30 protein-coding genes are annotated in these 19146 nt (G+C 66.4%); 29 read left to right on the top strand and 1 reads right to left on the bottom strand.

The genetic code is table 11. The annotated features are described in order from the left end of the window. Positions 1-70: 70 nt before the first annotated feature. Positions 71-625 carry a DUF4142 domain-containing protein gene (locus tag ACMGER_RS15730; RefSeq protein ID WP_436813110.1) on the top strand — a complete coding sequence of 185 codons (555 nt, stop codon included), beginning with the start codon at positions 71-73 and terminating at the stop codon, positions 623-625. 9 nt (positions 626-634) lie between these two features. Here ACMGER_RS15730 and ACMGER_RS15735 read toward each other — a convergent pair whose 3' ends face one another. After that, positions 635-1120 (bottom strand): bactofilin family protein, encoded by a 486-nt coding sequence (locus tag ACMGER_RS15735; protein WP_436813111.1) that lies wholly within the window; start codon positions 1118-1120, stop codon positions 635-637. A 341-nt stretch (positions 1121-1461) separates the two neighbouring features. Between ACMGER_RS15735 and rpsL the strand changes: the two genes are divergently transcribed. The 28 genes from rpsL to ACMGER_RS15875 all read left to right on the top strand — a co-directional run bounded on the left by rpsL (position 1462) and on the right by ACMGER_RS15875 (position 19090). Beyond that, positions 1462-1833 (top strand): 30S ribosomal protein S12, encoded by a 372-nt coding sequence (gene rpsL / locus ACMGER_RS15740; protein ID WP_019516007.1) that lies wholly within the window; start codon positions 1462-1464, stop codon positions 1831-1833. A gap of 63 nt (positions 1834-1896) precedes the next feature. Next, the gene (rpsG, locus tag ACMGER_RS15745; protein ID WP_436813112.1) at positions 1897-2367 is read left to right on the top strand and encodes a 30S ribosomal protein S7; all 471 of its coding nucleotides are present in this window, start codon (positions 1897-1899) and stop codon (positions 2365-2367) included. Between the two features lie 104 nt (positions 2368-2471). Further along, the gene (gene fusA / locus ACMGER_RS15750) at positions 2472-4544 is read left to right on the top strand and encodes an elongation factor G (protein ID WP_436813113.1); all 2073 of its coding nucleotides are present in this window, start codon (positions 2472-2474) and stop codon (positions 4542-4544) included. 81 nt (positions 4545-4625) lie between these two features. After that, complete coding sequence (gene tuf, locus ACMGER_RS15755) at positions 4626-5816, top strand: elongation factor Tu (RefSeq protein ID WP_436813114.1); 1191 nt, start codon at positions 4626-4628, stop codon at positions 5814-5816. Positions 5817-5965: 149 nt separating this feature from the next. Continuing rightward, positions 5966-6277, top strand: a complete 312-nt coding sequence (gene rpsJ, locus ACMGER_RS15760; RefSeq protein ID WP_233783924.1) for a 30S ribosomal protein S10 — start codon at positions 5966-5968, stop codon at positions 6275-6277. Between the two features lie 365 nt (positions 6278-6642). After that, a complete protein-coding gene (gene rplC, locus ACMGER_RS15765) occupies positions 6643-7398 on the top strand; it encodes a 50S ribosomal protein L3 (protein ID WP_436813115.1) in 756 nt (251 codons plus the stop codon). 2 nt (positions 7399-7400) lie between these two features. Further along, positions 7401-8042 carry a 50S ribosomal protein L4 gene (gene rplD, locus ACMGER_RS15770; protein ID WP_436813116.1) on the top strand — a complete coding sequence of 214 codons (642 nt, stop codon included), beginning with the start codon at positions 7401-7403 and terminating at the stop codon, positions 8040-8042. Beyond that, positions 8035-8355 (top strand): 50S ribosomal protein L23, encoded by a 321-nt coding sequence (locus ACMGER_RS15775; RefSeq protein WP_436813117.1) that lies wholly within the window; start codon positions 8035-8037, stop codon positions 8353-8355. Before rplD ends, ACMGER_RS15775 begins: the two co-directional genes overlap by 8 nt. Before the next feature lie 2 nt (positions 8356-8357). Next, a complete protein-coding gene (gene rplB / locus ACMGER_RS15780) occupies positions 8358-9206 on the top strand; it encodes a 50S ribosomal protein L2 (RefSeq protein ID WP_436813118.1) in 849 nt (282 codons plus the stop codon). Next, positions 9206-9484, top strand: a complete 279-nt coding sequence (rpsS, locus tag ACMGER_RS15785) for a 30S ribosomal protein S19 (protein ID WP_436813119.1) — start codon at positions 9206-9208, stop codon at positions 9482-9484. Before rplB ends, rpsS begins: the two co-directional genes overlap by 1 nt. Then, a complete protein-coding gene (gene rplV / locus ACMGER_RS15790; RefSeq protein WP_233783918.1) occupies positions 9484-9861 on the top strand; it encodes a 50S ribosomal protein L22 in 378 nt (125 codons plus the stop codon). The genes rpsS and rplV overlap by 1 nt, the downstream gene beginning before the upstream one ends. Beyond that, positions 9861-10577, top strand: coding sequence for a 30S ribosomal protein S3 (gene rpsC, locus ACMGER_RS15795; RefSeq protein ID WP_436813120.1), 717 nt, complete (start codon positions 9861-9863; stop codon positions 10575-10577). The genes rplV and rpsC overlap by 1 nt, the downstream gene beginning before the upstream one ends. A 3-nt stretch (positions 10578-10580) precedes the next feature. Continuing rightward, the gene (rplP, locus tag ACMGER_RS15800; RefSeq protein WP_233783916.1) at positions 10581-11012 is read left to right on the top strand and encodes a 50S ribosomal protein L16; all 432 of its coding nucleotides are present in this window, start codon (positions 10581-10583) and stop codon (positions 11010-11012) included. 5 nt (positions 11013-11017) lie between these two features. Further along, complete coding sequence (gene rpmC, locus ACMGER_RS15805) at positions 11018-11221, top strand: 50S ribosomal protein L29 (RefSeq protein ID WP_436813121.1); 204 nt, start codon at positions 11018-11020, stop codon at positions 11219-11221. Between the two features lie 13 nt (positions 11222-11234). Then, positions 11235-11507, top strand: coding sequence for a 30S ribosomal protein S17 (gene rpsQ / locus ACMGER_RS15810; protein WP_436813122.1), 273 nt, complete (start codon positions 11235-11237; stop codon positions 11505-11507). 64 nt (positions 11508-11571) lie between these two features. Continuing rightward, a complete protein-coding gene (gene rplN, locus ACMGER_RS15815; RefSeq protein ID WP_233783913.1) occupies positions 11572-11940 on the top strand; it encodes a 50S ribosomal protein L14 in 369 nt (122 codons plus the stop codon). Then, the gene (gene rplX, locus ACMGER_RS15820) at positions 11940-12257 is read left to right on the top strand and encodes a 50S ribosomal protein L24 (RefSeq protein ID WP_436813123.1); all 318 of its coding nucleotides are present in this window, start codon (positions 11940-11942) and stop codon (positions 12255-12257) included. Before rplN ends, rplX begins: the two co-directional genes overlap by 1 nt. Next, on the top strand, positions 12250-12834 hold the full coding sequence (rplE, locus tag ACMGER_RS15825; protein WP_436813124.1) for a 50S ribosomal protein L5: 585 nt from the start codon (positions 12250-12252) through the stop codon (positions 12832-12834). Before rplX ends, rplE begins: the two co-directional genes overlap by 8 nt. A 91-nt stretch (positions 12835-12925) precedes the next feature. Next, positions 12926-13231: a 30S ribosomal protein S14 gene (rpsN, locus tag ACMGER_RS15830; RefSeq protein ID WP_233783910.1), complete on the top strand. Its 306-nt coding sequence runs from the start codon at positions 12926-12928 to the stop codon at positions 13229-13231. 10 nt (positions 13232-13241) lie between these two features. Beyond that, positions 13242-13637 carry a 30S ribosomal protein S8 gene (gene rpsH, locus ACMGER_RS15835; protein WP_233783909.1) on the top strand — a complete coding sequence of 132 codons (396 nt, stop codon included), beginning with the start codon at positions 13242-13244 and terminating at the stop codon, positions 13635-13637. Further along, a complete protein-coding gene (rplF, locus tag ACMGER_RS15840) occupies positions 13637-14170 on the top strand; it encodes a 50S ribosomal protein L6 (protein WP_436813125.1) in 534 nt (177 codons plus the stop codon). The genes rpsH and rplF overlap by 1 nt, the downstream gene beginning before the upstream one ends. Next, positions 14170-14517 (top strand): 50S ribosomal protein L18, encoded by a 348-nt coding sequence (rplR, locus tag ACMGER_RS15845; protein WP_436813126.1) that lies wholly within the window; start codon positions 14170-14172, stop codon positions 14515-14517. The genes rplF and rplR overlap by 1 nt, the downstream gene beginning before the upstream one ends. Positions 14518-14520: 3 nt before the next feature. Continuing rightward, the gene (rpsE, locus tag ACMGER_RS15850; RefSeq protein WP_436813127.1) at positions 14521-15243 is read left to right on the top strand and encodes a 30S ribosomal protein S5; all 723 of its coding nucleotides are present in this window, start codon (positions 14521-14523) and stop codon (positions 15241-15243) included. 6 nt (positions 15244-15249) lie between these two features. Beyond that, the gene (gene rpmD / locus ACMGER_RS15855) at positions 15250-15450 is read left to right on the top strand and encodes a 50S ribosomal protein L30 (protein ID WP_436813128.1); all 201 of its coding nucleotides are present in this window, start codon (positions 15250-15252) and stop codon (positions 15448-15450) included. A gap of 75 nt (positions 15451-15525) precedes the next feature. Beyond that, positions 15526-16077: a 50S ribosomal protein L15 gene (rplO, locus tag ACMGER_RS15860; protein ID WP_436813129.1), complete on the top strand. Its 552-nt coding sequence runs from the start codon at positions 15526-15528 to the stop codon at positions 16075-16077. 184 nt (positions 16078-16261) lie between these two features. Continuing rightward, the gene (gene secY / locus ACMGER_RS15865; protein ID WP_436813130.1) at positions 16262-17626 is read left to right on the top strand and encodes a preprotein translocase subunit SecY; all 1365 of its coding nucleotides are present in this window, start codon (positions 16262-16264) and stop codon (positions 17624-17626) included. 119 nt (positions 17627-17745) lie between these two features. After that, positions 17746-18399 carry an adenylate kinase gene (locus ACMGER_RS15870; protein WP_436813131.1) on the top strand — a complete coding sequence of 218 codons (654 nt, stop codon included), beginning with the start codon at positions 17746-17748 and terminating at the stop codon, positions 18397-18399. 142 nt (positions 18400-18541) lie between these two features. Then, positions 18542-19090 (top strand): SRPBCC family protein, encoded by a 549-nt coding sequence (locus ACMGER_RS15875; RefSeq protein ID WP_436813132.1) that lies wholly within the window; start codon positions 18542-18544, stop codon positions 19088-19090. Positions 19091-19146 lie beyond the last annotated feature (56 nt).

Consider the following 19146-nt stretch of genomic DNA (forward strand, 5'->3'; position numbering starts at 1 on the left):
GTTGCCGATTGCGACTAGCAGCCCGCGCGCCGCTCGGCCAAGCTGATTGCGTGACCCAAGGAGAATGCCGATGAAATCACCGCTCGCGGCCGTTGCCGTGCTCGCCCTCGTCGCCGGCTGCACGCCCGGAACCGAGAACGCGACCGAAGTCGCCAACGACAGCCCGATCGCCAATCTCGGCGCGCCCAAGCCCAAGCCGTCCAAGTCGCCCGACCAGGCGTTCGTCGACGGCGTGGCGGCGCTCAACGCCTATATCGCGGGCGCAGGCTCGCTCGCCGAGCAGAAGGGAGCGAGCGCCAGGATCAAGGCGTTCGGCAAGAAGCTGACGCTCGACCGTACCCAGTCGACGATGAAGCTCAAGCTCGCGGCCGCCACCCACCCGGACCTGCTGATCGACGCGTCGCTCGACGACGAGCAGAACGACAATATCGAGACGCTGCAGAAGGCGAACGGCCCGGCATTCGACACGGCGTTCAAGGCGCAGATGGTCGTCGCGCTGACCAGGCTCGAGAACTTGCTCGAGGAGCGCTACCTGGCGAGCGGCGGCGATCCGGAGCTCAAGAGCTTCGCGAGCTATGCCGCTCCGCCCGTCCGCGCCAATCTCGCCGCCGCCAGAGCGCTCTGATCGGTCTCGTCAGGCGACGAGCTGCGCCTCTTCGATCTCCGGCTCGCTGCTGCGCGGCAGCAGCGCCGGCACGGCGGGGGTCAGTGTGAGCGAGGTCACGCGGCGCAGCGCGCCGTCGATCTGGCCGCCGCTCTCGATCGTGATCGTCTCATATTCGATGTCGCCGGCGATTCGCGCGGTGCGCTCGACGAGGAGCTGGCGGACGCGCACCGACCCTTCGATGCTGCCGCCGATGCGGGCGGTCTCGGCGGTGACGCCGCCGTGGATCGCGCTGTCGGTGCCCTGGGTCAGCGCGCCGCAGACCACGTCGCCTTCGACTCGCCCGTCGACGTGGAGGTCGGCCGCCGCGACGATGTTGCCGGTGACCGTCACGTCCGGGCCGATCACGGAGAACAGGCCGGTGGCGGCGCCGGCACGCTTGCCGTTCCCGTTCCCGTTTGCAGGCTGCGAAGGAGACGGCGCGGACTCGCGGCCGCGGTTCGACGAATTGAACATGTGGTTCACCCCCGGTTCGGCAATCGATGCCGAGTCTCCTTCTAGCAGGCGGCGCCGTTCGGCGGCAGTCGGGAATCGATGAAACGAGCGGTGCGACGCGGAATGGACGGAAGGGCTCCCGCACGCCCATTGACCGCTTACCCCACCATCGCTATAGGCCCGCTCCGTTCCGCGAGGGGAAGGCCGGCTTTCGGCCACGCTTTCGTTCATCCGCGGGGCAAGCAATGAACGTTGTCGGACGATGGCCCGGGGGGCTGCTTTGGCTTCCCCTGGCCTTTGCCGTTTGCGGCACCGACAAAGTAACCGCCGGACCATTCCGGCAAGATAAGGTGAAGGGCTTCATGCCGACGATCAACCAGCTGGTCCGCAAGGGCCGCGACCCGCAGAAGGCCAAGTCGAAGGTCCCTGCGATGGAGCAGAATCCCCAAAAGCGGGGAGTCTGCACCCGCGTCTATACGACGACCCCGAAGAAGCCGAACTCGGCGCTGCGCAAGGTGGCCAAGGTCCGCCTGACCAACCAGCGCGAGGTCATCAGCTACATTCCGGGCGAGGGCCACAACCTGCAGGAGCACTCGGTGGTGCTGATCCGCGGCGGCCGCGTGCGCGACCTTCCCGGCGTGCGCTACCATGTGCTGCGCGGCGTGCTCGACACCCAGGGCGTCAAGGACCGCAGGCAGTCGCGCTCGAAGTACGGCGCCAAGCGTCCGAAGTAATCAAGCCAGAGTAAGCGCCGGACGGGTTCCGGGGTTCGCTGAAGATCAAGAAGGAAATCTGAGATGGCTCGTCGTCGTCGTCCCGAGAAGCGGGAAATCCTGCCCGATCCCAAGTTCGGGGATGTGGTGCTTTCGAAGTTCATGAACAGCGTGATGCTCGACGGCAAGAAATCCGTCGCGGAAAACATCGTCTACGGTGCGCTCGAGACCGTCGAGTCGCGCGCCAAGAAGGATCCGCTGGGCGTGTTCCATGATGCGCTCAACAACATCAAGCCGGGCATCGAGGTCCGCAGCCGCCGCGTCGGCGGTGCGACCTATCAGGTGCCGGTCGAAGTCCGTCCGGAGCGTGCGCAGGCGCTCGCGATCCGCTGGCTGATCTCGGCGGCGCGCAACCGCAGCGAGCACACCATGGCGGCGCGCCTGTCGGGCGAGTTGCTCGACGCCTCGAACAACCGCGGCAACGCCGTGAAGAAGCGCGAGGACACGCACCGCATGGCCGAGGCGAACCGCGCCTTCTCGCATTATCGTTGGTAATTTCAGCCGCCGGCCCCAGCTGGTGGGTGGCGTTGGTAATTTTCTTACCTACATATGGGGAGCCCGGATCGTCCGGCTCCCCACATCGCTAAGGAACCTTGGTCATGGCCCGCAGCCATCCGCTCGAACGCTATCGCAACATCGGCATCATGGCGCACATCGATGCCGGCAAGACGACGACGACCGAGCGCATCCTCTACTACACCGGCAAGTCCTACAAGATCGGCGAGGTCCATGAGGGCACCGCGACGATGGACTGGATGGAGCAGGAGCAGGAGCGCGGGATCACGATCACGTCGGCCGCGACGACCTGCTTCTGGAACGATCACCGCATCAACATCATCGACACGCCGGGCCACGTCGACTTCACCATCGAGGTCGAGCGCTCGCTGCGCGTGCTCGACGGCGCGGTCGCCTGCTTCGACGGCGTCGCGGGCGTGGAGCCGCAGTCGGAGACGGTGTGGCGCCAGGCCGAGAAGTACCACGTGCCGCGGATGTGCTTCGTCAACAAGCTTGACCGCACCGGCGCGAACTTCGAGCGTTGCGTGGAGATGATCAAGGATCGTCTCGGCGCGCGTCCGCTCGTGCTCTACCTGCCGATCGGCATCGAGGGCGGCTTCAAGGGTCTGGTCGACCTGGTCGAGAACCGTGCGATCATCTGGCTCGAGGAGAGCCTGGGCGCGAAGTTCGAATATCAGGACATCCCCGATGACCTGAAGGACGCCGCCGCCGCGGCGCGCGCCGAGCTGATCGAGACCGTCGTCGAGCAGGACGACGCCGCGATGGAGGCGTTCTTCGAGGGCGCGGAGCCCGACGTCGCCACCATCAAGAAGCTGATCCGCAAGGGCACGCTCAATTTCTCGTTCGTGCCGGTGCTGTGTGGCTCGGCGTTCAAGAACAAGGGCGTGCAGCCGCTGCTCGACGCGGTGGTCGACTTCCTGCCGTCGCCGCTCGACATCCCGCCGGTGCAGGGCCTCAAGCTCGACGGCACGACCGAGGATTCGCGCCCGGCCGACGACAAGGCGCCGTTCTCGGCGCTGGCGTTCAAGATCATGAACGATCCCTTCGTGGGCTCGCTCACCTTCGCGCGCATCTACTCGGGCAAGCTCGAGAAGGGCCAGGTCCTCAACTCGGTGAAGGACAAGAAGGAAAAGATCGGCCGTATGCTCCTCATGCACGCCAACTCGCGTGAGGACATCGACGAGGCGTTCGCCGGCGATATCGTCGCGATCGCCGGTCTCAAGGAGACCACGACCGGCGACACGCTGTGCGATTCGGCCAACCCGATCATCCTCGAGCGGATGGAGTTCCCCGAGCCGGTGATCGAGCTGTCGGTGGAGCCCAAGACCAAGGCCGACCAGGAGAAGATGGGCATCGCCCTCAACCGCCTGGCCGCCGAGGACCCGTCGTTCCGCGTGTCGACCGATCATGAGAGCGGCCAGACCATCATCAAGGGGATGGGCGAGCTCCACCTCGAGATCCTGGTCGACCGTATGAAGCGCGAGTTCAAGGTCGAGGCCAACGTCGGCGCGCCGCAGGTCGCCTATCGCGAGTATCTCGCTAAGAAGGTCGAGATTGATTACACCCACAAGAAGCAGTCGGGCGGCTCGGGCCAGTTCGGCCGCGTCAAGGCGACGGTGATCCCGGGCGAGCGCGGCTCGGGCTTCCAGTTCTTCGACGAGATCAAGGGCGGCAACATCCCGCGCGAATACATCCCGTCGGTGGAGAAGGGCTTCCGCGAGACGGCGGAGACCGGTCACCTGATCGGCTTCCCGATCATCGACTTCGAGGTGCACCTGACCGACGGTGCCTACCACGACGTCGACTCGTCGGCGCTGGCGTTCGAGATCTGCGCCCGCGGCGCGATGCGCGAGGCCGCGGCCAAGTCGGGCATCAAGCTGCTCGAGCCGATCATGAAGGTCGAGGTGGTGACGCCGGAGGACTACCTCGGCGACGTCATCGGCGACATGAACTCGCGCCGTGGCCAGATCCAGGGCACCGACACGCGCGGCAACGCGCAGGCGGTGACCGCGATGGTGCCGCTCGCGAACATGTTCGGCTATGTGAACCAGCTCCGTTCGTTCACCCAGGGACGCGCGAACTACTCGATGCAGTTCTCGCACTATGACGAAGTGCCGCAGAATGTTGCGGACGAGGTCAAGGCGAAGCTGGCGTAACCGCAAACATGCCGCTATGGGGCCGCGTTCTCGCGAGTCCCCTTAGCGGTCCGGGAAAATTGATCAGAAGGTAGGGAAACAATGGCGAAGGCAAAGTTTGAGCGGACCAAGCCGCACCTCAACATCGGCACCATCGGCCACGTCGATCACGGCAAGACGTCGCTGACCGCCGCGATCACGAAGGTCCTGGCCGAGACGGGCGGCGCGACGTTCGTCGACTACGCCAACATCGACAAGGCGCCGGAAGAGCGCGAGCGCGGCATCACCATCTCGACCGCGCACGTCGAGTATGAGACCGACAAGCGCCACTATGCGCACGTCGACTGCCCGGGTCACGCCGACTACGTCAAGAACATGATCACCGGTGCCGCCCAGATGGACGGCGCGATCCTGGTCGTGTCGGCGACCGACGGCCCGATGCCGCAGACCCGCGAGCACATCCTGCTCGCCCGTCAGGTCGGCGTGCCGGCGATGGTCGTGTTCATGAACAAGGTCGACCTGGTCGACGACGAGGAGATCCTGGAGCTCGTCGAGCTCGAGATTCGCGAGCTGCTGAGCTCGTATGAGTTCCCGGGCGACGACATTCCGATCATCAAGGGCTCGGCGGTCAAGGCGCTCGACGGCTCGAACGACGAGATCGGCAAGAAGGCCGTGCTTGAGCTGATGGCGGCTGTCGACGAGTATATCCCGCAGCCCGAGCGTCCGCTCGACAAGCCGTTCATGATGCCGATCGAGGACGTGTTCTCGATCTCGGGCCGCGGCACCGTGGTGACCGGCCGCGTCGAGACCGGCGTCATCAAGGTCGGCGAGGAAGTCGAGATCGTCGGCATCACCGACACCAAGAAGACGGTCGTCACCGGCGTCGAGATGTTCCGCAAGCTGCTCGACCAGGGCCAGGCCGGCGACAACGTCGGCGCGCTGCTCCGCGGCGTCGGCCGTGAGGAAGTCGAGCGCGGACAGGTTCTGGCCAAGCCGGGCTCGATCACCCCGCACACCGACTTCCAGTCGGAGGTGTATGTGCTGTCGAAGGAGGAAGGCGGCCGTCACACGCCGTTCTTCGCCAACTATCGTCCGCAGTTCTACTTCCGCACCACGGACGTCACCGGCACCGTCGAGCTGCCGGCCGGCACCGAGATGGTCATGCCGGGCGACAACGTCGCGCTGGGCGTCAAGCTGATCGCCCCGATCGCGATGGACGTCGGCCAGCGTTTCACCATCCGCGAAGGTGGTCGCACCGTCGGCGCGGGTGTCGTCAGCGGCATCTCGAAGTAAGCTGAGAATAAAAGCGCCGCCCGGCCCCTGAAAATTGGGGCCGGGCGGTTGCCTTTTTACGGGGGCACCTGTAAGGGCCCGCCTCCAGTTTGAGTTTGAACCAGCAAGAGCCCCGGCAGCGGGGCCCGCTCTTTCATATCGGTAGGGACATGGAAACGCAGAATATCCGCATTCGCCTGAAGGCGTTCGATCACCGCGTGCTCGATCAGGCGACCGGCGAGATCGCCGATACCGCCCGCCGCACCGGCGCGCTCATCCGTGGTCCCATCCCGCTTCCGACGAAGATCGAGAAGTTCACGGTCAACCGTGGTCCCCACATCGACAAGAAGTCGCGCGAGCAGTTCGAGGTGCGCACCTACAAGCGTATGCTCGACATCGTGCAGCCGACCGCCAACACGGTCGACGCGCTGATGAAGCTCGATCTCGCCGCCGGCGTTGACGTCGAGATCAAACTGGCGTGAGCCAGTTTGCCGGAGCCCCGGCGAAAGCCGGGGTTGCTATCTGGATGACGGCAGCTTTCGGCAAGGGGTAGACAGCGAGGCGAAGGTACCGTAAAGGCGCCGCCTCACACGAGATTCGCGTCGCGATCATGAATCGCTGCGCTTCCTTCCTCGACTGGCCTCTGGGCCGATGCAAGGAAGGGCCGAGGGACTGAACCCCTCATCGACATAGAGATACCGCCGGAGTTCGCTCCGGGCTGCGTCTCCCGTCGCGTTCCTTGGATCAAGGAACATTCGGCCCGGACGGGGGCACGCATCGTATTTGGGCTGAGGCACGCACCCGCGGAATCATCCGCCGGGTGCCTCTGTTATGGGAGCAACTGGTCATGCGCACTGGCGTGATCGCGAAGAAGATGGGGATGACCCGCCTGTTCCAGGACGACGGCCGCCACGTGCCCGTCACCGTCCTGGCGCTGGAGGGCGTCCAGGTGGTGGCGCAGCGCACGATGGAGCGGGACGGTTACGTCGCGGTCCAGCTCGGCGCCGGTACCGCCAAGGCCAAGAACGTCGCCAAGCCGCAGCGCGGCCACTTCGGCAAGGCCGAGGTCGAGCCGAAGGCGAAGCTGGTCGAGTTCCGCGTCGACGAGGACGCGCTGATCGAGGTGGGCGCGGAGATTTCGGCTGACCATTTCGTCGCCGGCCAGATGGTCGACGTCCAGGGCGTCACCCAGGGCAAGGGCTTCGCCGGCGCGATGAAGCGCTGGGGCTTCGGCGGTCTGCGCGCGACCCACGGCGTGTCGGTCTCGCACCGTTCGCATGGTTCGACCGGCAACCGCCAGGACCCGGGCCGCGTCTTCAAGAACAAGAAGATGGCCGGCCACATGGGCGCGCGCAATCGCACGCAGCAGAACCTCGAGATCGTCTCGACCGACGTCGAGCGCGGCCTGATCTTCGTCAAGGGCTCGGTGCCCGGCTCGAAGGGCGGCTGGCTGCTCGTCAAGGATGCGGTCAAGGTCCCGGCCCATAAGGACGCGCCGTATCCGGCGAGCTTGAAGGCCGTCGCCAACAACAACCAGGCTCCGGCCGAGACGCCCGCGGAAGCGCCGGCGGCTCCCGAGGCCGCCGAAGGCCAGGAGGGCTGAACGTGAAGGTCAAGGTTCAATCCCTCGACGGTGCCAAGGGCGCTGGGGCGAAGGCCGCGGACATCGAGCTCGCCGACGAGGTGTTCGGCCTCGATCCGCGTGCCGACATCCTGCACCGCGTCGTCACCTGGCAGCTCGAGAAGCGCCGCGGCACCGCGCGCGGCACCCGCGAGCGTTCCGACGTTGCCCGCACCGGCAAGAAGTTCGGTCGCCAGAAGGGCGGCGGCACCGCCCGTCACGGCGATCGCCGCGCGCCGGTGTTCATCGGCGGCGGCAAGGCGCACGGCGCCCGCGTCCGCGACTTCAATCCGTCGCTGAACAAGAAGATCCGCGCGCTGGGCCTCAAGATGGCGCTGTCGAGCCACGCCAAGGCGGGCTCGCTGATCGTCCTCGACAGCCTGACCGTGAAGGACGGCAAGGCCAAGACGCTGAAGGGCGATCTCGCCAAGCTCGGCTTCGGCAAGACCGCGCTGGTGATCGACGGCGACGCCGTCGAGACCAGCTTCGCGCTCGCCGCGGGCAACCTCCGCGAGGTCAACGTGCTGCCGGCGATCGGCGCCAACGTCTACGACATCCTGAAGCACGACACGCTGGTCCTGACCCGCGCTGCCGTCGAGAAGCTGGAGGCGCGCTTCAATGGCTAAGGCATCGAAGAAGGCGGCGGTCGACACCCGACACTACGACGTGATCGTCGCGCCGCACATCACCGAGAAGGCGACTCTGGTTTCGGAGGCGAACGCGGTGGTGTTCAAGGTCGCGAACGACGCGACCAAGCCCGAGATCAAGGCGGCGGTCGAGGCGCTGTTCAACGTCAAGGTGACCGGCGTCAACACGATCGTCCAGAAGGGCAAGACCAAGAAGTGGAAGGGCGCGCCCTACCGCCGCTCGGACATGAAGAAAGCGATCGTGACGCTCGCCGAAGGCGATCAGATCGACGTGACGCAGGGGGTCAACTGACCATGGCGCTCAAGCATTACAATCCGACGAGCCCCGCGCGTCGCGGCCTGATCCTCGTCGACCGTTCGGCCCTCTACAAGGGGCGTCCGGTCAAGGCGCTGACCGAAGGCAAGACCAAGACGGGCGGCCGCAACAACAAGGGCCATGTGACGTCGCGCGGCATCGCCGGCGGCCACAAGCAGCGCTATCGCATCGTCGATTTCAAGCGCCGCCTGTGGGACGTCGTCGGCACGGTCGAGCGGATCGAGTACGACCCGAACCGCACCGCGTTCATCGCGCTGGTCAACTACGGCGCCGACGAGAACGGCAAGGACCGCCTGGCCTATATCCTCGCGCCGCAGCGCCTGGGCGTCGGCGACAAGGTGATCGCCGGCCGCAAGACCGACGTGAAGCCGGGCAACGCCATGGAGCTCGGCCAGATGCCGGTCGGCACCATCGTCCACAACGTCGAGATGAAGCCGGGCAAGGGCGGTCAGATCGCGCGCTCGGCGGGCACCTACGTCCAGGTCGTCGGCCGTGACCGCGGCATGGTGATCGTCCGCCTCAACTCGGGCGAGCAGCGCTACATCCATGCGAACTGCATGGCGACGGTCGGCGCGGTGTCTAACCCCGACAACCAGAACCAGAACCTCGGCAAGGCCGGCCGCAACCGCTGGCTCGGCAAGCGTCCGCTGACCCGCGGCGTCGCCAAGAACCCGGTCGACCACCCGCACGGCGGTGGTGAGGGCCGGACCTCGGGCGGCCGTCATCCGGTCACCCCGTGGGGCAAGCCGACCAAGGGTGCGCGCACCCGTCACAACAAGGCGACGGACAAGATGATCATCCGTTCGCGTCACGCGAGGAAGAAGTAATGGCTCGCTCGGTTTGGAAGGGTCCGTTCGTGGACCTCAGCCTTCTCAAGAAGGCCGAGGCCGCGCAGGAGCAGGGCACCCGTTCGGGTCCGATCAAGACCTGGTCGCGCCGCTCGACGATCCTGCCGCAGTTCGTCGGCCTGACGTTCAACGTCTACAACGGCCGCAAGCACGTGCCGGTGTCGGTCAACGAGGACATGGTCGGCATGAAGCTCGGCGAGTTCGCGCCGACCCGCTTCTTCCCCGGCCACGCCGCCGACAAGAAGGGTAAGCGCTGATGTCTAAGGATAAGGCTCCCCGCCGCGTTGCCGACAACGAGGCGCTCTCGGTCGGCACGCAGATCCGCGGTTCGGCGCAGAAGCTCAACCTGGTCGCGGGCCTGATCCGCGGCAAGAAGGCGGGCGATGCGATGAACATCCTTGCCTTCTCGAAGAAGGCGATGGCCGAGGACGCGCGCAAGGTGCTCGCCTCCGCGATCGCCAATGCCGAGAACAACCACAACCTCGACGTCGACGCGCTCGTCGTCGCCGAGGCATCGGTCGGCAAGTCGATCACGATGAAGCGCTTCGCGACCCGCGGCCGTGGCAAGTCCACCCGCATCCTGAAGCCGTTCAGCCGTCTGCGCATCGTCGTGCGCGAGCAGGAAGAAGCATAATGGGTCACAAGAGCAATCCGATCGGCCTGCGCCTGCAGATCAACCGCACCTGGGACAGCCGCTGGTTCGCCGAGGGTGCGGACTATGGCCGCCTGCTGCTGGAGGATCTCAAGATCCGCCAGTACATCGTCAAGACGCTGCCGCAGGCCGCGATCTCGAAGGTGGTGATCGAGCGTCCGGCCAAGCTGTGCCGTATCTCGATCTATGCCGCGCGCCCCGGCGTGATCATCGGCAAGAAGGGCTCGGACATCGAGAAGCTGCGCAAGACGCTCGGCGCGATGACCAGCTCGGACGTGTCGCTGAACATCGTCGAGATCCGCAAGCCTGAGATCGACGCCAAGCTGATCGCGCAGGGCATCGCCGATCAGCTCGAGCGCCGCATCGCCTTCCGCCGCGCGATGAAGCGCGCGGTGCAGTCGGCGATGCGCTTGGGTGCCGACGGCATCCGCGTCGCGTGCGGCGGCCGTCTCGGCGGCGCCGAGATCGCGCGGTCGGAGAGCTATCGCGAGGGCCGCGTGCCGCTGCACACGCTGCGCGCGCACCTCGATTACGCCGATGCCGAAGCGCACACCGCCTATGGCGTGTGCGGCGTCAAGGTGTGGGTCTTCAAAGGCGAGATCCTGGGTCACGATCCGCTCGCCCAGGACCGTCTGATGGTGGAGGCCCAGACCTCCGGCGTGCGCCCCGCGCGCGATGACCGCGATCGCAGGAACTAAGCCATGCTGCAACCGAAGAAGACCAAGTTCCGCAAGCAGTTCAAGGGCCGCATCCATGGCGATGCCAAGGGCGGCACGGCGTTGAACTTCGGCTCCTATGGCCTGAAGGCGATGGAGCCGGAGCGGATCACCGCGCGTCAGATCGAGGCGGCCCGCCGCGCGATCACGCGTCACATCAAGCGTCAGGGGCGGTTGTGGATCCGCATCTTCCCGGACGTCGCGGTGTCGTCGAAGCCGGCCGAGGTCCGCATGGGCTCGGGCAAGGGCGCGCCGGAATTCTGGGCGGCGCGCGTCAAGCCCGGCCGCATCCTGTTCGAGCTGGACGGCGTGCCCGGCCCGCTCGCGGCGGAGGCGTTCGAGCGTGCGGCGATGAAGCTGCCGATCAAGACCAAGGTCGTGGCGCGTCTCGGCGACACGTCGCACCTGGAGGGTTGATAGAGATGACCAAGGCAACCGATCTTCGGGCGAAGACCGACGATCAGCTCACGGAGGAGCTGGGCAACCTCAAGCGCGAGGCGTTCAACCTCCGCTTCCAGGCGGCGACCAGCCAGCTCGAGAAGCCGAGCCGCGTGCGCGAGGTCCGTCGCGACATCGCCCGTATCAAGACGCTGCAGACCGAGCGTTCGCGCTCGGCTGCCAAGTAAGGAGTCCCGAGACATGCCGAAGCGCGTGCTGACCGGGGTGATCGTGTCGGACAAGGCCGACAAGACGGTGGTGGTGAACGTCGAGCGCAAGGTGAAGCACCCGCTCTACGGCAAGATCATCCGCCGCTCGAAGAAGTATCACGCCCATGACGAGGCGAACGAGTTCAAGCAGGGTGAAACGGTGCGGATCGAAGAGACCGCCCCGATCTCCAAGCAGAAGACGTGGAAGGTGATCGAGCGGGTCAACACCCACACGACGCCCGAGATGATCGCGGCGGACGCTTAAGTCCGCATTGGAACGAAGGTGCGTCCCGGTCGGAATCGGGCGCAGTTGAGAAGGAACCGGATCGATGATCCAGATGCAGTCCAATCTCGACGTCGCTGACAACAGCGGCGCGAAGCGGGTGCAGTGCATCAAGGTGCTGGGCGGCTCCAAGCGCCGCACCGCCGGCGTGGGCGACGTCATCGTCGTCAGCGTCAAGGAGGCGGTGCCGAGGGGCCGCGTCAAGAAGGGCGACGTCCACCGCGCGGTGATCGTTCGCACGTCGAAGGACATCCGCCGCGCCGACGGCTCGGTGATCCGCTTCGACGGCAACGCCGCCGTCCTGGTGAACAAGAACGAGGAGCCGATCGGCACCCGTATCTTCGGCCCGGTGGTCCGCGAGCTGCGCTCGAAGGGCTATATGAAGATCATTTCGCTCGCGCCCGAGGTGCTGTGATGGCTGCTGCCAAGATCAAGAAGGGCGACCAGGTCATCGTCCTGTCCGGCAAGGACAAGGGCCGGACCGGCGAGGTCGTCAAGTCGCTGCCGAAGGACGGCAAGGTCGTCGTGTCAGGCGTCAACATCGCCGTCAGGCACCGCAAGCCCTCGCAGGCCAACCCGCAGGGCGGCCTCGAGCGTTCGGAAGCGCCGCTGCACGTCTCCAAGGTCGCGCACGTGACCAAGGACGGCAAGCCGACGCGCGTCCGCTTCGAGGTGAAGGACGGCAAGAAGGTCCGCGTGGCCGTCAAGACCGGGGAGGTCATTAATGGCTGACAACTACACGCCGCGGATGAAGAAGCTGTACGACGACCGCATCGTCAAGGCGATGACGGACAAGTTCGGCTACAAGAATCCGATGCAGGTGCCCCGGATCGAGAAGATCGTGCTCAACATGGGCGTGGGCGAGGCGACGCAGGACAAGAAGAAGGTCGAGCAGGCGGCGTCCGAGATGGAGCTGATCGCCGGCCAGAAGCCCGTCGTCACCAAGGCGAAGAAGTCGATCGCGCAGTTCAAGCTGCGCGAAGGGATGCCGATCGGCGCGAAGGTCACCCTTCGCCGCGAGCGCATGTACGAGTTCCTCGACCGCCTCGTCACGATCGCGCTTCCCCGCGTCCGCGACTTCCGTGGCCTCAACCCCAAGTCGTTCGACGGCCGCGGCAACTATGCGATGGGTCTCAAGGAGCAGCTCGTGTTCCCGGAGATCAACTATGACCGGATCGACAAGGTCCGCGGCATGGACATCATCGTCACCACCACCGCGAAGACCGATGAAGAGGCTCGCGAGCTGCTGCGCCTGTTCGGCTTCCCGTTCATCGGCATGACCGGTGGCGAGGAGAAGCAGGCGGCGTAACCCCGAATCAGTGCTCCTGCGAAGGCAGGAGCACTGGCCAAGGCTCCTGCCTTCGCAGGAGCACTGAGAAAGAAGAGAAGAGCTTAAGTCCATGGCGAAACTGAGTTCGATCAACAAGAACGAGCGTCGCAAGAAGCTGGTGAAGAAGTACGCCGGCCGCTATGCGAAGCTGAAGGCGCAGGCGAATGACGAGAGCCTCGGCGAGACCGAGCGCCTCATCGCGCGGCTCAAGATGGCGGAGATCCCGAGGAACGGGAACCCGACGCGCATCCGCAACCGCTGCGAGCTCACCGGGCGTCCGCGCGGCTATTACCGCAAGTTCCGTCTCGCGCGCGTCATGCTTCGCGATCTGGCCAACAAGGGCCTGATCCCCGGCATCACCAAGTCGAGCTGGTAAGGGTAAAAAGATGGCAGTGACCGATCCCCTGGGTGACATGCTCACCCGCATCCGCAACGGCCAGCGCGCGCGCAAGGATTCCGTCCTGACGCCGGCGTCGAAGCTGCGCGCGCGCGTGCTCGACGTGCTCCAGCGCGAGGGCTATATCCGTGGCTACAGCGACGAGCAGATGGGCCCCGCGGCCGGCATCCGCATCGAGCTGAAGTATTTCGAGGGCCAGCCGGCGATCAAGCATGTCGCTCGCGTCTCGAAACCGGGCCGCCGCGTCTATTCGGGCTCGCAGGAGCTTCCGCGCGTGCGCAACGGCCTGGGCATCACCATCGTTTCGACGCCGAAGGGCGTGCTGTCCGACGCGGAAGCGCGCGAGCAGAACGTCGGCGGCGAAGTGCTGGCGGAGGTGTTCTGATGAGCCGCATCGGCAAACGGCCGGTCACCGTACCGGCGGGCGTCACCGCCACGATCGAGGGCGGTCAGCTCAACGTGAAGGGCCCGAAGGGCACGCTCGCGCTGACACTGCGTGACGAGATCAGCTACACGGTGGGCGACGACGGCATCACCGTGAAGCCGGCCAACGACACCAAGGCGGCGCGTGCCTTCTGGGGTATGCAGCGCACGCTGGTGCAGAACCTGGTGACCGGCGTGACCGAGGGCTTCACGAAGCGCCTCGAGATCACCGGCGTCGGCTATCGCGCCAATGCGCAGGGCCGGAAGCTGAAGCTCCAGCTCGGCTATTCGCATGACGTCGATCTCGACGTTCCGGAGGGGGTCGAGGTCAAGACCCCGGATCAGACCACGGTCGAGATCTCGGGCAGCGACAAGCAGAAGGTCGGCCAGTTCGCGGCGGAAATTCGCCAATGGCGCAAGCCTGAGCCCTACAAGGGCAAGGGCATCAAGTACGCGGGCGAGTATATCTTCCGCAAGGAAGGGAAGAAGAAGTAATGACCAAGGGTCTCTCTCTCTTCGAGAAGCGGCGGCGCCGCAACCGCACCGCGCTCCGCGCGCGGGCCGGCGGCCGTCCGCGGCTGTCGATCCACCGCTCGGGCAAGCACATCTATGCCCAGGTGATCGACGATACCGAGGGCAAGACGATCGCGGCGGCGTCGACGCTGGGCGCCGACAAGGCCGGCGCGACCGTCGAGGCGGCCAAGGCCGTCGGCGCGAAGGTCGCCGAGGCGGCCAAGCAGGCGGGCGTGACGCAGGTCGTGTTCGACCGCGGCGGCTTCCTCTATCACGGTCGCGTCAAGGCGCTGGCGGAAGCCGCGCGCGAGAATGGATTGGAGTTCTAAGGCATGGCTGACGAGAACACCCAGATCGAGGGCGCTCCGCAGGAGGCCGGTGCCGGCGCCGGTGCCCCCGCTCCCGAGGGCGGCCGCGGTCCCCGTGGCGGCCGTGGCCGTGGCGGCGGCGATCGTGGCGGTCGTGGCGGTCGCGACGGCGGCCGTGGCCGGCGCGACGATCGTCGCGGCGGCGGCGAGGATGGCGGCGAGGAGCTGATCGAGAAGCTCGTCCACATCAACCGCGTGTCCAAGACGGTGAAGGGCGGCAAGCGCTTCGGCTTCGCGGCGCTGGTCGTCGTGGGCGACGGCAAGGGCCGCGTCGGCTTCGGCCACGGCAAGGCGCGCGAGGTGCCCGAGGCGATCTCGAAGGCGACCGCGGCTGCCAAGAAGGCGATGGTCCGCGTGCCGCTGAAGGAAGGCCGCACGCTGCACCACGACGGCAACGGCCACTTCGGCGCGGGCCGGGTGACGCTGCGCTCGGCGCCGGCGGGCACCGGCATCATCGCCGGCGGTCCGATGCGTGCGATCTTCGAGAGCCTCGGCGTCGCCGACGTGGTGACCAAGTCGGTCGGCACCTCGAACCCGTACAACATGATCCGCGCGACCTTTGAGGCGCTCGGCGAGCAGACCTCGCCCAAGAGCGTCGCGCAGCGCCGCGGCAAGAAGATCGCCGACCTGCTCGGCCGCGGCGGTTCGCAGACCGCCGAGGCGGACGCGGCCGCGATCACGGAGTAAGCTCAGATGGCAGCGAAGAAGGAAGCCGCGGCCGGCACGGTGAAGATCACCCAGACCGGCTCGCCGATCCGCCGCACCAAGGACCAGCGCGCGACCCTGATCGGCCTGGGCCTCAACAAGATGCACAAGACGGTCGAGCTCAAGGACACCCCCGAGGTCCGCGGCATGATCCGCAAGGTGCAGCATATGGTGAGCGTGGAGGGATGACCTCCTAAGCCCCTCCCCTGAAGGGGAGGGGCTTTAGTTATTTCAGCGCGACAAAAGCGAAAGCGAGTGCACGACATGAAACTGAACGACATCCGCGACAACGAAGGCGCCCGTCACCGCAAGATCCGCGTCGGACGCGGCATCGGCTCGGGCAAGGGCAAGACCGGCGGCCGCGGCCAGAAGGGCCAGAAGAGCCGCGAAGGCGTCTCGATCAACGGCTTCGAGGGCGGCCAGATGCCGCTCCACATGCGCCTGCCGAAGCGCGGCTTCAACAACATCTTCGCCAAGGATTATGCCGAGGTGAACCTGGGCGCGCTGCAGAAGGCGATCGATGCCGGCAAGCTCGATGCGTCGCAGCCGATCGACCAGGCGGTGCTGAACGCGGCGGGCCTGACCCGCGGCGGCAAGGACGGCGTCCGCCTGCTCGGCAAGGGCGAACTCACCGCCAAGCTGACCATCACCGTCGCCGGCGCGTCCAAGTCGGCGCGCGAGGCGGTCGAGAAGGCGGGCGGCTCGCTCACGGTCCCCGAGATCGTGCCGGCCGCCGAGAAGGCCGCCGCCAAGCACCGCACCGTGCAGAAGGCGCGCGCCGACGACAAGGCGGCGAAGAAGGCCGCGAAGGCGTAACTTATCCTCGCTTCCCCGGCGGAGGCCGGGGCCCAGTTTCGGGCCGCTCGCGACTGGACCCCGGCCTCCGCCGGGGAGGCAATGAAGCTTGAGAGGTTAGACAACCTCCTGAGCGTGACTATATGAGCGGCGGCGGGCGGGTTTTGCGTTCGCCGCCGTTTCAGTTTCCGGGACCGCAGACACGATGGCATCCGCAGCCGACAGCCTCGCCACCAGCATCAACCTGGCCAAGTTCAGCCAGGCGACCGACCTCAAGAAGCGGCTGTGGTTCACCCTCGGCGCGCTGATCGTCTTCCGGATGCTGAGCTACGTGCCGCTGCCCGGCATCGATCCGACCGCGCTCGGCCTGCTCAGCCAGCAGACCCAGGGCGGCGTGCTCGATTTCTTCAACACCTTCTCGGGCGGCGCGCTCACCCGCATGAGCCTGATCGCGCTCGGGGTGATGCCCTACATCACCGCCTCGATCGTCGTGCAGCTCGCGACCTCGCTGTCGCCGACCCTCGCCGCGATCAAGAAGGAAGGCGAGAGCGGGCGCAAGAAGCTCAACCAGTATACCCGCTACGGCACCGTCGCGCTGACCGCGGTGCAGGGCTATTTCATCGCCGTGGGCCTGGAGGCGTTCGGCGCCAGCCAGGGCGTGCAGGCGGTGATCGCGCCGGGCATGTTGTTCCGCATCGCCGCGGTGGTCTCGCTGATCGGCGGCACCATGTTCCTGATGTGGCTGGGCGAGCAGATCACCAGCCGCGGCATCGGCAACGGCATCAGCCTCATCATCATGGCCGGCATCGTCGCGCACCTGCCGACCACGCTCGTCCAGCTGCTCGAGGGCGGCCGCACCGGCACGATGAATCCGATGACCCTGCTTGCGATCGTCGTCGCGGTGGTGCTGCTGGTGCTGTTCATCTGCTTCATGGAGCGCGCCCAGCGCCGCATCCTGATCCAGTATCCCAAGCGCCAGACGCAGCGCGGCGTCCAGGCCGAGCGCAGCCACCTGCCGCTCAAGCTCAACACCGCCGGCGTGATCCCGCCGATCTTCGCCTCGTCGCTGCTGCTGCTGCCGCTGACCATCACCCAGTTCGCCGGCCAGCGCGTCGCGGGCGAGAGCCGCCTCGGCGACTTCGTGATCACGCTGAACCAGTATCTCCAGCACGGCAGCCCCATCTACATGGTGCTCTACGGGCTCGGCATCATCTTCTTTTCCTTCTTCTACACCGCGGTGGTCTTCAACCCGGAGGAGACAGCGGATAACCTCAAGCGCTACGGCGGCTTCATCCCCGGCATCCGCCCGGGCAAGAACACCGAGGCCTATTTCGATTACGTGCTGACCCGCATCACCGTGATCGGCGCGGCGTACCTGACGGTGATCTGCCTGCTGCCCGAATATCTGGTGTCGGCGCTGTCGATTCCCTTCTATCTCGGCGGCACCAGCCTGCTGATCGTCGTCAACGTGACGATGGACACGGTGACACAGATCCAGTCGCACCTGCTGGCGCACCAGTATGGCGACCTCATCAAGAAGGCGAAGCTGAAGGGCGGCCGCCTAAGATAATCCCGAACGCCGTTCGCCCTGCGCTTGTCGAAGGGCCGCCCTTCTTCTTCAATGCGGAGGGGCGCCAGAAGAACGGTGCTTCGACAAGCTCGGCACGAACGGTTTAGGGAGCGACCGTCATGAACATCATTCTGCTGGGACCGCCGGGGGCGGGCAAGGGGACCCAGGCGAGCCGCCTCGAGGCCGATCGCGGCATGGTGCAGCTCTCGACCGGCGACATGCTGCGCGCCGCGGTCAAGGCCGGTACGCCGACGGGCATCAAGGCCAAGGCGGTGATGGAGGCGGGCGAGCTCGTCTCCGACGAGATCGTCTCGGGTATCATCGGCGAGCGGCTCGACATGCCGGACACGGCCAAGGGTGCGATCTTCGACGGCTATCCCCGCACCGCCGCCCAGGCCGAGGCGCTGGATCAGCTGCTCGCCGAGCGCGGCCGCAGGCTCGACCATGTCATCGAGCTGACGGTGGACGAGGACGCGCTGGTCGAGCGCATCACCGGCCGCTTCACCTGCGCCAATTGCGGCGAGGGCTATCACGACCGGTTCAAGCAGCCGAAGGTGCCGGGCACCTGCGACGTGTGCGGCCACCACGAGTTCAAGCGCCGCCCCGACGACAATGCCGAGACGGTCCGCACCCGCATGGCGGAGTACCGCGCCAAGACCGCGCCGATCCTGCCGATCTACGAAGCGCGCGGGATCGTCAGCCGCGTCGACGGCATGGCCGACATCGCGCACGTGACCGAGGCGATCGAGGCGATCCTGGACGGCAAGGCCTGATTCCTCACCGTCATGCCGGACCTGTTCCGGCAACCACGCTTCAACAAGCCGTGAAGCTGGTGGCGCGGCGGACCCTGGAACAAGTCCGGGATGACGTTGTATGCGGGGCAGGCTAATCTGCTCCTCTCGCCGGGAGGGACCGATGAAGCACCTATTCGCATTGGCCGCCCTGGTCGCCGCCACGCCTGCCGCGGCCGAGGTCACCGCCTCCGCTCCGGCCAGCTTCGCCGTCGAGCAGACGCTCACCATCGACGCCCCGATCGCCGCCGCCTGGGACACTCTGCGCGCGCCCCAGAAATGGTGGGATCCGGAGCACACCTATTCGGGCGACAGCGCCAATCTCTACATGGACACGCAGGCGACCGGCTGCTTCTGCGAGCGGCTGCCCGACAAGGGCAGCATCGAGCACGCCCATCTCGTCTATGTCGCTCCCGGCCGCATGATCCGCATGGTCGGCGCGCTCGGGCCGCTCCAGGCGGAGGCGGTGGCGGCGACGCTCACCTTCAAGCTCGACAGCGTGGGCGCCAATGCCACCAAGGTCACCATGACCTATGTCGTCGGCGGCTACATGCGCCAGGGCGGCGAGACGCTGGCGCCGCTGGTCGACAAGGTGCTCGGCACCCAGCTCACCCGCCTCAAGACCGCCGCCGAAACGTCGCCCGCTCCCGAGCCGGCCAAGGCCAAGCAATAGTCGCGACCCGACCAACATGACGCGATTTTCATCTCCCCGTCACCTCGGCGTGAGGT

It is taken from the genome of Sphingomonas astragali, assembly GCF_051400615.1.
GTDB lineage: Bacteria > Pseudomonadota > Alphaproteobacteria > Sphingomonadales > Sphingomonadaceae > Sphingomonas.